At 63.7% G+C, this 11502-nt stretch carries 9 protein-coding genes, 1 pseudogene and 1 riboswitch; of the genes and pseudogenes, 2 read left to right on the top strand and 8 right to left on the bottom strand.

Annotation, left to right across the window (positions count from 1 at the left end; genetic code table 11):
* Positions 1 to 140: 140 nt before the first annotated feature.
* A pseudogene (locus Q8O29_RS04270) lies at positions 141 to 992 on the top strand (MFS transporter); the annotation flags it as partial.
* Between the two features lie 60 nt (positions 993 to 1052).
* Here the strand turns inward: Q8O29_RS04270 and Q8O29_RS04265 are convergent.
* Together Q8O29_RS04265 and Q8O29_RS04260 are read right to left on the bottom strand one after the other, a co-directional pair.
* The gene (locus tag Q8O29_RS04265) at positions 1053 to 1955 is read right to left on the bottom strand and encodes an alpha/beta hydrolase (RefSeq protein ID WP_305560821.1); all 903 of its coding nucleotides are present in this window, start codon (positions 1953 to 1955) and stop codon (positions 1053 to 1055) included.
* A gap of 13 nt (positions 1956 to 1968) precedes the next feature.
* Positions 1969 to 3441, bottom strand: coding sequence for a M20 family metallopeptidase (locus tag Q8O29_RS04260; RefSeq protein WP_305560820.1), 1473 nt, complete (start codon positions 3439 to 3441; stop codon positions 1969 to 1971).
* 141 nt (positions 3442 to 3582) lie between these two features.
* Between Q8O29_RS04260 and Q8O29_RS04255 the strand changes: the two genes are divergently transcribed.
* Positions 3583 to 4407 carry a DUF72 domain-containing protein gene (locus Q8O29_RS04255; protein ID WP_305560819.1) on the top strand — a complete coding sequence of 275 codons (825 nt, stop codon included), beginning with the start codon at positions 3583 to 3585 and terminating at the stop codon, positions 4405 to 4407.
* Here Q8O29_RS04255 and Q8O29_RS04250 read toward each other — a convergent pair.
* From Q8O29_RS04250 to Q8O29_RS04225, 6 genes are all read right to left on the bottom strand, one after another.
* Positions 4391 to 6238, bottom strand: a complete 1848-nt coding sequence (locus tag Q8O29_RS04250) for a SulP family inorganic anion transporter (protein WP_305560818.1) — start codon at positions 6236 to 6238, stop codon at positions 4391 to 4393. The two genes, Q8O29_RS04255 and Q8O29_RS04250, sit on opposite strands and share 17 nt — an antisense overlap.
* A 42-nt stretch (positions 6239 to 6280) precedes the next feature.
* Positions 6281 to 7627: a chromate efflux transporter gene (gene chrA / locus Q8O29_RS04245; protein ID WP_305560817.1), complete on the bottom strand. Its 1347-nt coding sequence runs from the start codon at positions 7625 to 7627 to the stop codon at positions 6281 to 6283.
* The gene (locus Q8O29_RS04240) at positions 7624 to 8502 is read right to left on the bottom strand and encodes a chromate resistance protein ChrB domain-containing protein (RefSeq protein WP_305560816.1); all 879 of its coding nucleotides are present in this window, start codon (positions 8500 to 8502) and stop codon (positions 7624 to 7626) included. The genes chrA and Q8O29_RS04240 overlap by 4 nt, the downstream gene beginning before the upstream one ends.
* Positions 8503 to 8625: 123 nt before the next feature.
* Positions 8626 to 9225: a methionine biosynthesis protein MetW gene (metW, locus tag Q8O29_RS04235; protein ID WP_305560815.1), complete on the bottom strand. Its 600-nt coding sequence runs from the start codon at positions 9223 to 9225 to the stop codon at positions 8626 to 8628.
* A complete protein-coding gene (locus Q8O29_RS04230) occupies positions 9219 to 10382 on the bottom strand; it encodes a homoserine O-acetyltransferase (RefSeq protein WP_305560814.1) in 1164 nt (387 codons plus the stop codon). Before Q8O29_RS04230 ends, metW begins: the two co-directional genes overlap by 7 nt.
* A gap of 274 nt (positions 10383 to 10656) precedes the next feature.
* A complete protein-coding gene (locus tag Q8O29_RS04225; protein ID WP_305560813.1) occupies positions 10657 to 11220 on the bottom strand; it encodes a TMEM165/GDT1 family protein in 564 nt (187 codons plus the stop codon).
* Positions 11221 to 11228: 8 nt separating this feature from the next.
* Positions 11229 to 11408, bottom strand: a riboswitch (yybP-ykoY riboswitch).
* Between the last annotated feature and the right edge of the window lie 94 nt (positions 11409 to 11502).

The raw sequence follows: 11502 nt of genomic DNA, 5'->3' as shown, positions 1-11502 counted from the left end.
CTCATCCATCGTTGTGGCTTGCGAGATCGCTATTTGCGCAATTTCGATCGTCTCATCATCCCCGGTAACTGGACGTGCCATGACTTTCTCCATCAAGTATGATGGAGGATATTATTGCACTAATGTTGTGGAAATGGAATTACAACGCGAATGCGCAGCTTTACCGCTTCGCTGCGGCCGAACTTGCGCTACCCGCATTTCGCGAAAAGGCGATTTCATTGGTGATGGCCGGCGGCCTGCTGGGCGCAGTGGCCGGGCCGAACCTCGCCGCCGGCACCCGCAGCCTGACCGAGGTGCCGTTTGCCGGCGCTTACCTGGCCCTGACCGGCGTCGCGCTGCTGGCGATGGCGCTGCTGGCCTTCATTCAGTTTCCGCCGGCGCTGACCCAGCAGTCGGGCTCCGGCGGCCGGCCCTTGCGGGAAATCATGCGCCAGCCGGTCTTCATTGTGGCCGCCGCCGCTGGCGCCCTCGGTTACGGCGTGATGAACCTGCTGATGGCCGCCACGCCGATTGCGATGCAGGTCTGCGGACTGCCTTTTTCCGACGCCGCGACCGTGCTGGAGTGGCATGTCATCGGCATGTTTGCGCCCGGCTTTTTCACCGGCCACCTGATCAAGCGGTTTGGCACCCTGCCCATCATGGCAACCGGGCTGGCACTGAACGTGGTGTGTGTGCTGATTGCGCTGTCAGGGGTTGAATTTCAGCAGTTTCTGATTGCACTGTTTCTGCTCGGCATAGGCTGGAATTTCCTTTTCACCGCCAGCACCACCCTGGCCTTGAGCGCTTACCGGCCGGAAGAAAAAGACAAGGCGCAGGGCGCACTCAATTTCTGCGTGTTTGCGGTGCTGGCGTTGTCGTCGCTGGCGTCGGGCGTGCTGGTCACGACTCAGGGCTGGACCCTGCTGAACCTCGGTTCGCTGCTGCCGCTGGGCCTGACGGGCGCGGCGCTGGCCTGGCTGGCGCTGCAGGGACGGCGCCGCCCGGCAATCTGATTTGCTATTAATTTTATAGCTGTTTGCGCTTGCCAGATATGGGGTACAGGCCTTATTTGCTTAAAATCGGGCGTCCAGCCAGGCTTTGAGCGTGGCAAACACTGGCGCCGCATCCAGCTCGTTAAAAAGCTCGTGGTACAGATCGTCAAAGCACCGGGCGGTGACAACGCCTGCGGTACCGTTGCTCGCAGCCGCGTCGGCAAAGGCGAGGCTGCCAGCCGGGTTAACCAGCTTGTCCGCGCCAGCGTACATCAGCAGGGTCGGCGTGCTCCAGGTGCTGGCGGCCGCCACGGTCGCAGGGCCTGCCGTTGCAATAAATTTAGCCAGCCGCGCGGAAATCTTGGCATGCACCAGCGGATCGGCCAGGTATTTCTTCACGACCCGCGTGTCGTGAGAGATGTATTCAGGCTTCAAGCCGTTGTTGATGCGCAGATTGGGCGCAATCACCGGCAGCGTGGCCAGCAAAAATTTTTGGACAACATTGAGCCCCGGGTCGAGCGCAGGCGAGGACAGCACCACGCCATCGACCGGCCGCACCTTGAGCGATACAAAACGGCCCACCACCAATCCGCCCAGGCTGTGGCCCAGCAAGATCAGCGGCAGCGGTTTTGCGGCCCCGGTTCCGCCTGTCGCGCGCTGCAGGCCCAGTGAGCGCAGCCGGGTGTCGTCCACCACCTCGGCCAGGTCTTCCAGCAGCAGGGCTTCGCTGGACAGGCCGCCACGCGCGCCGCCCGATTCACCGTGGCCACGCTGGTCGTAGGCACGCACCGCAAAACCCCAGTCCAACAGTTGCCGCGCCACATGGCCGTAGCGGCTGGCGTGTTCGCCAAGCCCGTGAACAATCAGCACCACAGCCCGTGGGGGCAAGTCGCGGTCATGTTGCCATGCCTGTAGCGGCCACTCGTACAAAGCCAGGTTTTCACCGTCTCTGGCGGTGAAAGGGGCCAACAGGGGGCTGTCCATCGCAGCGCGCCGCTCAGGGCATCTGTGCCATCACATGGGCCACCGCCGCCGTGATTTTTTTGGCGTAAGGCACATGCAAAAATTCATTCGGCCCGTGCGCATTGCTCTTGGGGCCCAGCACACCGCAGACCATCATCTGGGCCTTCGGGAAGCCCTGGCTCAGCATGTTCATCAGCGGGATGGTGCCGCCCTGGCCGATGGTGCCGCAGGGTGCGCCGTAATACGCCTGCGAAGCGTCGTTGAGTGCTTTGTCAAACCAGGGTGCGGTGCCGGGCGCGTTCCAGCCGGTCGCGCCGCCGGCGCTTTCAAACGTGACCTTGGCCTGATACGGCGCGTTGTCTTCGAGCAAGGCTTTGAGCTCCTGTACAGCGCTGGCAGCATTCACCAGCGGCGGCAGGCGCAGCGACAGTTTGAAGGCGGTGTAAGGCCGCAGCACATTGCCGGCGTTGCCCAATTCCGGAAAGCCGTCGGCGCCGGTCACGCTCAGGGTCGGCTTCCAGGTGCGATTCAGCAAGGCCTCGACCGGGTCGGTGGTGGTGGGCAGCGCAAAGGTGGTGGCGCCGCCGCAGTCGTAATGGGCCCAGGGGAAACGCTTGTAAATCTGGTCACCCAGAATCTGCGCAGTGGCTTTGGCCTGCGCCAACCGCTCGGCGGGAATCTCGCAGTGAAAGCTTTGCGGCAGCAGGGTGCCGGTCCTGCTGTCTTCCAGCCGGTCCAGCACCTGGCGCAAGATGCGAAAACTCGACGGCACCAGGCCGCTGGCGTCGCCCGAATGCACGCCTTCGGTCAATATCTGTACTTTCAGCACACCACTGGCCATACCGCGCAGCGAGGTCGTCAACCAGAGCTGGTCGTAGTTGCCAGCGCCCGAGTCCAGGCAGATCACCAGCCCGACGTCGCCGAGCCGGGTGCGCAGCGCATCGACATACGGCAGCAGGTCGTAAGAGCCGCTTTCTTCGCAGGTTTCGACCAGGCCGACGATGCGCGGGTGCGGCACGTTTTGCGCCTTCAGGGCCTGAATGGCGGCGATGCTGGCGTACACCGCATAACCGTCGTCGGCACCGCCCCGGCCAAACAGCTTGCCGTCTTCATATTTGGGCGTCCAGGGACCGAGGTCGTTGCGCCAGCCGGTGAACTCGGGCTGCTTGTCGAGGTGGCCGTACATCAACACCGTCTGGGTGGAATCCGCTTTGGTGGCCGGCAGCTCAAAAACCAGCACGGGGGTACGGCCTTGCATGCGGACAATCTCAAGCTTGAGGCCGTCGACCTTTTGCGCCTCTACCCAGGCTGCCGCATTGCGCATCACGGTGTCGATGTGGCCGTGGCCGGCCCAGTCGGCATCGAAGGACGGCGACTTGGCAGGAATGGTGATGTAGTCGGTGATCTGTTTGACGATGTCGCCGTCCCATTGGGCGCTGACATCAGACAGGGCCTGCGCATCGTCGAGCAGACCGGCAGGGATTTCGCAGTGCAGGGGGGCGTTCATGGCAACTCCGGAAAGTGGTGCGTAAGACCTACTGTACCCGCGCCTGCCCGGACGTGCCAGCCCGGTTTTGCGGGGATGCTTGGCGCGCTGGGGCATTTTCTGCAACCATGCGGCAAGTCATGTCATCAATGAAGGGCCGCCATGAAAAAATCGTCGTCTCCCACCGGCATCCGCGTCGGCATCGGCGGCTGGACTTACGCACCCTGGCGCGACAACTTCTATCCCGCCGGCTTGCCGCAGAGCCAGGAGCTGGGCTACGCCAGCCGCCAGCTCAGCGCGATTGAAGTCAACGGCACCTACTACAGCAGCTTCAAGCCCGCCACCTTTGCAAAATGGCGCGACGAGACGCCCGATGACTTTGTGTTGTCGCTCAAGGCCAGCCGTTTCACCACGAATCGCCGCGTGCTCGCCGAGGCCGGCGAGTCGATCAAGCGCTTTGTGGACAGTGGTATCAGCGAACTTGGCAACAAGCTCGGTCCCATCGTCTGGCAATTCATGCCGACCAAGGTGTTTGATACGGAAGATTTCGAGGCTTTCCTGGCGCTGCTGCCCAGGGCCGTGGACGGCCGCAAGCTGCGCCATGTGCTCGATGTGCGCCACCCCAGCTTCATGTCGCCGGACTACCTGAAGCTGGCGCGGAAGTACACCTGCGCAACGGTTTTCACAGACTCGCCGGACTTTCCTTGCTTTGCCGATCTCACCTCAGATTTTGTCTACGCACGGCTGATGCGCAGCGATGCAAAGCTCAAGAACGGCTATGCGCCCAAGGCCCTGGACGCCTGGGCGATGGCGGCCCAAAGCTGGGCCCAGGGCGGCGAGCTGGAAGCCCTGCCGCGGCTGGAGCCTGCAAAAGCCAAGGCCCCACCCCGAGACGTGTTTGTGTTTTTCATCAACGGCGCCAAGGAGAAGGCGCCGACGACCGCCATGGGCCTGCTGCAGCGGCTGGGCTTCAAGGCGCCGATGTAGAGACCGCTGCGGCGTCCACGACATCAGGCCCCGGAACGCTGCGGCATTCCTCGAAAATGCGCGCCGTGCATTGCCTGCATATCTGCGGGTCCAGCCGCGTGAAAATCGTCGCGATCGCGCTGCGTTTGTCGGGGAACTGGTGCTCGGATCCGAGCAGGCGGGTGAAGCCGGTGGTCTGCCACATCTGGATCACTTCCGGGCGCGGCCGGTGAAAGTACAGGTTGCCGCCCATAGCGCGGCGCGCATTGAGCTCGGCCTCCCAGAGCTGCGCGCCTGACAGGTCGATGAAATTCATGCTTTTGCCCATCACCAGCAGATGTTTTTGCGGCTGCGGTGCGTGGCGCAAGGCGTGCAGGGTATCGGCCACATGCGGGGTGGCGCCGAAATAGACCTCGCCCTCCATGCGCAGCAGCTTGAGTTGTGGGCACTCCGGTAACGGGCTTGCAGCGTCCGCCAGCACCACAAACTGCCGGTCCCGCGCGCGGCTGTCGAAACCCATGGTGCGCATCGCTGGCTTCGACGTGCGGTACAGAAAGGTCATCAGCGACAGCAACGTGCCCAGCAAAATCGCAATCTCCAGCCGGATGCTGACCGTCGCCACCAACGTGGCCAGCGCAACGCCAAATTCGGTGCGGCTCAACACATACAACTGCTTCCAGCGTTTGATGTCGAGCAGCGACACCGCCACCAGCAGCAGCAGCGCGGCCAGCGCGGCCATCGGAATCTGCGCCAGCAAGCTGGCGCTGAGCGCCACCAGCAGCAGCAGCAGTACCGCCGAAAACACCGCCGCCAGCGGCGTGCGCGCGCCGGCCTCCAGGTTCGGCATGGAACGGTTCAGCGACCCGCAGGACACATAAGACGAAAAGAAACCCCCGACGATGTTGGACAGGCCCTGGCCGCAGAATTCACGGTTGGCGTCGATGCGCTGACCCGAGCGCGCAGCGACCGCCTTGGCAATCGAGATCGACTGACCCAGTGCCACGATGGTCAGCGCAAACGCCAGCCCCAGCAACTCGGACAAGGCCGACCAGCTAACTGTGGGCACCGCAAACTTGGGCCACGGCGTTTGAATCTGGCCGACGGTACGCAGCGGCAGCGGCGATGCGCTGACATAGCTAGACCAGGCCCAGCTCAGCAGTGTCGCCGTCACCAGCCCGGCCAGCATGGACGGCCAACTCGGACGCCAGCGCCGCACCAGCAACGCCACGGCCAGCGTCACACCGGCCACCGCCAGCGCCGCTGGCTGCACGGCACGCAGTTGAGCGACCACATGCAGCAACACTGCCGCCGCGCCGTGTTCTGCGGCCGCCGCCAGACCCAGCAGGTCCGGCAGCGCGTACACGCCGATCAGCAGCGCCGCACCGGAGGTGAAGCCGAACAACGCGGCCGGCGAGATGAAGTTGGCCAGGGTGCCCAGCCGCAGCGTACCGATCAGCCACTGCATGACGCCGACCAGCACCGTAACGGCCAGCACCATCTGGATGTAGGCCGGGCTGAAGGCCATGGCCAGGGGCGACAACATCGCAAACAGCGCGAGCGAATTGGCATTGGTCGGCCCCGACATCACATGCCAGCTAGAGCCAAACAACGCGGCGATGATGCAGGGCACGATGGCGGTGTACAGGCCGTACTCGGGCGGCAGGCCGGCCAGTGTGGCAAAGGCAATGCCCTGCGGCAACACCAGCACCGCGCCCAGCAGGGCAGCCATCAGGTCGTGGCGCAGCGTAGCCGGTGTGACCGCGTGGACCCAACTGCCGAACAGGCGTTCAAGCAGCGTGTGCGCTGGCGCAGAGGCCATGTTTTTCGGAGAGCCGTGCATGGTCATGAGCATAACGCGGCCTGCCGTGCCCCTGGCGGCGGCTGGCGCTGGTGGTCATGCCAGGCCGGACAGGCGCAACAGAAAGCCGAGCAGTGCGCAGGTGGCGATGACAGGAATCACGCCGACCTTGAAGCGCAGCAGCGCCAGGCCGGCCGCCCCCATGATGGCCACGGCGGGCCATTCCACGCTCGAAGAAAGACCGGCTGTCACGCCCGCCGGAAAAGCAACATGCGCTATAAAAAACAGAGCAAGGCTGGCTATCACCCCGACCACTGCCGCCGTGATGGCGGCCAGCGGCGCGGTGAAATGGAGCTTGCCATGGGTGGACTCCACCAGCGGGCCGCCTGCCAGGATAAACATGAAAGAGGGTAAAAAAGTAAACCAGGTCACCAGCAGCGCCGCCAGCGCCGCCCCCTGAAACAGGGCATCCGGTCCCAGCACCTCTTTGGTCCAGCCGCCGACAAAGGCCACAAAAGCCACCACCATGATCAGCGGCCCCGGCGTGGTTTCACCCAGTGCCAGGCCGTCAATCATCTGCGGGCCGGTGAGCCAGCCAAACTGCTCGACCGCCCCCTGGTACACATAGGGCAACACGGCATACGCACCACCGAAAGTCAGCAGCGCTGCCTTGGTAAAAAACCAGCTCATCTGGGTCAGGGCGCCATGCCAGCCCTGCCAGGCCAGCAGCGCGCCCATGGGCAGCAGCCAGAGCAAGGCGCCGACGGCCAGCACGGTCGCCAGCCGCGATTTTTTGAAGCGCGCATGCGGCGGCGTAGGTGTGTCGTCGTCGATCAGCGCGGGGCCATACGCCGCTTGCGCCGACCCGTGCCCCCCGCCCAGCACAAACTGGCCGGGCGCAAACCGCGCGCACAACCAGCCGGTCAGCGCAGCGCCCAGCACCACCCACGGAAAAGGCACTTGCAACACCGCAATTGCTATGAAACTGATAGCTGCAATCGCCCACGGGACGGGGGCCAGCAGCGGGTTTCTCAATGATTTGCTGCCGATGCGGTAAACCGCCTGCAGCACAATCGCGGCCACCGCTGGCTTGATGCCGTAAAAAATCCCGGCCACCAGCGGCATATCGCCAAATGCAACATAGACCCAGCTCAGCCCGATCAGGATAAACAGCGAAGGCAGTACAAACAATGCGCCGGCCGCCACCCCGCCCCAAGTGCGGTGCATCAACCAGCCGATGTAGGTCGCGAGCTGCTGCGCCTCCGGTCCGGGCAGCAGCATGCAGTAGTTGAGCGCGTGCAAAAAGCGTTTTTCCGAGATCCAGCGTTTTTGCTCGACCAGCTCGCGGTGCATGATCGCGATCTGCCCGGCCGGCCCGCCGAAGCCGATGAAGCCAAGTTTGATCCAGAATTTCAGCGCGTCAGCAAAGCTGACCGGTGTCATTGCGCCGCTCCGGTCAGGGTGTGCACTTTCCCGTTGGGGGTATCGTCGCGCGCGCTGCGGCACCATTCATACAAGGCGTCATACACCGGCAGGGCCGCAGCCAGCAGGGCCTGGTCGTCAGCATGCAGCCGCCACAGGCCCAGCGACACGGCAAGCAGCCCTGCCGATTGCGGCGCCAGCTCGGGGCGCGACGTATCGGCGCCGCGCACGATGGTTGCCAGCACATCCAGTGCCGGCGCATGCAGGTCGAAAGCGCGTAACAGTGCGTCGAAGCTGCAGCGCTCCCACTCGTGCGTGATGGGCGCATCGGGTGTGTCGTAGGCAATCGCCCCCAGCCTGTCCGCCTCCTCGAAAACCTGCAGGGTCGGCACATAGAAAAATTCAGCGCGCGCGTCGATGAAGCGGCGTATCAGCCAGGGGCAGGCAATCCGGTCGATCTTGGGCCGCTCACGGGTGACCCAGCGCGAGGGCTTCTCACCGGTGACGCCCCAGTCGGGACGCTTGAGCACAGTGAGCGGCTGGTGGGCGCGCCATTGCGCAATGTCCTGGGGGGCCTCCACACCAGCTTCACCCCCTTCGAAGCCGCCGGCCAGCCGCCGGGCGTCCCAGCCAGCAGCACGCAGCGCAGCAACGGCATCGGCGCTGACCTGGTGACCGTACACGCAATAAGCCACCACTTCGCGTGCCGTCTCGGACGCCGCCAGCGCAGCGACATCGTCCGGTGCGCAGCGCCGGGCGCCCGCGAGCATGCGCGGGCTCTCCAGGAATTTGGCTTCAGGACGTACGTCCAGCAACAGGGGCGCATCTGCGCGGCCCATGCGGACGGCGAGTTCTTGGGGAAAAACAAAAGGAACGGAAAGGGCAGAGGTGTCCACGGAATACTCCAATGAGTTGCCAGCGCTTGGACGGGACACCGTCTATTCTCGTGAAAAGATCGGAAGGCTGAAATCCCGATGTGTAAATAATAGCATTGGCGCCGCTCAAGCGCCAACGCGCCACTACCCGTGCTGGAACTTGAACACCGCGCGGCTGGCGCGCGCGTTTGGCCAGAAGCGGATTTCCTGCCCCTCCTGCAAGCCAAACGAATCAAGGATCTTCAAGTGGTTCTTCTGCGCCAGCGCGGCAAAATCCTGCAGCGTGCCGACGCGAATGTTCGGCGTGTCGTACCACTGGTAAGGCAGCACCCTGGTCACCGGCATGCGACCGCGCAGCACGGCCAGGCGGTTCGGCCAGTGGCCGAAATTGGGGAAGGCAACGATGCCGGTACGGCCCACGCGCGCGGTCTCGCGCAGCATGACCTCGGCGTTGCGCAGGTGCTGCAGCGTATCGATCTGCAGCACCACGTCGAAGCTGGCGTCGCCGAACATCGCCAGGCCTTCGTCGAGATTGAGCTGGATCACGTTGACGCCGCGCGCCACGCAGGCCTGGATGTTGCTGTCAGCTATTTCCACGCCGTAGCCGGTGCAGCCACGTTCGCGCACCAAGTGGTCCAGCATGGCGCCGTCGCCGCAGCCCAGGTCTAACACGCGCGCGCCCTGCGGCACGAGACGGGCGATCAGCAGCTGGTCGGCGGAAAGTTTGGCGTCGGTACTCAGCATGGCGCCACCTTGCTCTCGAAATAGGAGCGGACCACGCCCAAATAGCGTGGGTCATCGAGCAAAAAGGCATCATGCCCATGGGGTGCGTCGATCTCGGCGTAACTCACGTCGCGCTGGTTGTCGAGCAGGGCCTTGGCGATCTCGCGGCTGCGTGCCGGTGAAAAGCGCCAGTCGGTCGTGAAGCTCACCAGCAGAAATTTGGCGCTGGCCTGCGCCAGCGCCTGCGTCAGGTTGCCGCCATGGGCGGCGGCGGGGTCAAAATAATCCAGTGCCCGCGTGATCAGCAAATAGGTGTTGGCATCAAAGTACTCGCTGAACTTGTCGCCCTGGTAACGCAGATAACTTTCGATCTGGAACTCGACCTCTTGTGTGGAATATTTGAAAGGCGAAGCGGTAAACGAAGCGTCAAGCGCGGGGGCCTGTAATTGACGCCCGAATTTTTCATTCATGACATCGTCGCTGAGGTAGGTGATGTGCCCGATCATGCGGGCGATGCGCAGGCCGCGCTGCGGCAGGACGCCATGGCGGCCATAGTGCCCGCCATGAAAGTCCGGGTCGGTCACGATGGCGCGGCGCGCCACCTCGTTGAAGGCGATGTTTTCTGCCGTCAGGTTGGGCGCGCTGGCGACCACCACCGCGTGGCGCACGCGATCCGGGTATTGCAAGGTCCAGCTCAGGGCCTGCATGCCGCCCAGGCTGCCGCCCATCACCGCCGCGAGTGTCTGGATACCGAATGCGTCGAGCAGCCGGGCCTGCGCATCGACCCAGTCCTGCACCGTCACGACCGGAAAGTCGGCACCGTAGATCTCGCCGCTGTCGGGGTGGCGCTGCATCGGACCGGTCGAGCCGAAACACGATCCCAGGTTGTTCACACCGATCACGAAAAACGTATTGGTATCCACCGGCTTGCCGGGGCCGATCATGGTGTCCCACCAGCCCTCTGATTTCGGCACCTCGGCGCCCTGCGCGTCGAGGTAAACACCGGCCACATGGTGCGATGCATTGAGCGCGTGGCAGATCAGCACGGCGTTGGATTTATCGGCGTTGAGCGTGCCGTAGGTCTCGTAGCTCAGGTCGTAGGCACGGAGGGACGCGCCGCTTTGCAGCGGCAAGGCGTCGGCGAAATGCATGGACTGCGGCGTGGCAACAAGCGTCAAGGAAAGCCCCACAAAACAAAAACCCGGCATCGCTAAAAGCGAGTCCGGGTCGTGGATATCGTCTTTAGCTGAACTTTTTAAGCGCCCGCAAGCTGGCAAATCGGCGCTAAACCAAGTATACCCCGGTGGATATGGCCCCCACGGTCGCTCGCTTCGCGTAGCTCCCTGCCCCCCGAGGGGGCCGCTGCGCCTGCGGGCCGGCAAAGCCGGTCCCGCGGCCCCTGCTGAAAAAGAGGTGCTCTTCGCGGGCTTCGGGCCGGAGGAATGCGCTGTCTCACGCCCCGATCAACAAAGCGGCCAGCCCCAGTCCGGCAAAAATCAGGGCTGACACGATGTGCACCGCGCGCAGCGGCACCAAGCGCGTGACACGTTCGCCAAACCAGACCACGGGCGCGTTGGCCAGCATCATGCCCAAGGTGGTCCCGGCCACCACGGCGGCCATGGCCTCGTAACGCGCGGCCAGCATCACCGTGGCGATTTGCGTCTTGTCGCCCATCTCGGCCAGGAAGAACACCAGCACGGTGGTCGCAAATACACCGAAGCGCGGCGCCTTTGCGTCCTCGTTGCTTTCAAGCTTGTCGGGAATCAGCATCCACAGCGCCATGGCCAGAAAGGACGCGCCGAGAATGTAGCGCAGCATCTGCGGGCCGACCAGGGTCGTGAGCCAGGCACCCAGCGCGCCGGCCAGCGCATGGTTGGCTAGGGTGGCCACAAAAATGCCGGCGACGATGGGCCAGGGCTTGCGAAAACGGGCGGCGAGGACGAGGGCAAGAAGTTGCGTCTTGTCGCCCATTTCGGCGAGGGCGACGATGCCCGTGGAGACGAGGAAAGCTTCCATGAAAACAGACTCCGGCCGAAAACCATTTGACTGCACGGCATCCCCGGCCTTGAGCAGGAGCTGTGCAGTCAAAGGTCTCGCCGGGTGCTAAGACTGCTGGCGCCATGTCCGTGACCGGACAAGTCTGTTGACGCAAGCCCCCTTCAGGATTGAAAGGGTGGCTACTCCCCAATGACAGGCCCCGATTGTAGACCTGCGCTTTCCTCCCTCTATTCCCTGCTTGCGCCCAACTTGGTGCGCACTCATCTGGCGCAGTTATTGCTTGATTTTGGTGCTTTTCGT

Origin of the sequence: Polaromonas sp., from assembly GCF_030689685.1 — a bacterium.
Lineage (GTDB): Bacteria > Pseudomonadota > Gammaproteobacteria > Burkholderiales > Burkholderiaceae_C > Polaromonas.
Note: the sequence above shows the minus strand (reverse complement) of the source record. Positions and strands in the feature narration are given on the sequence as shown.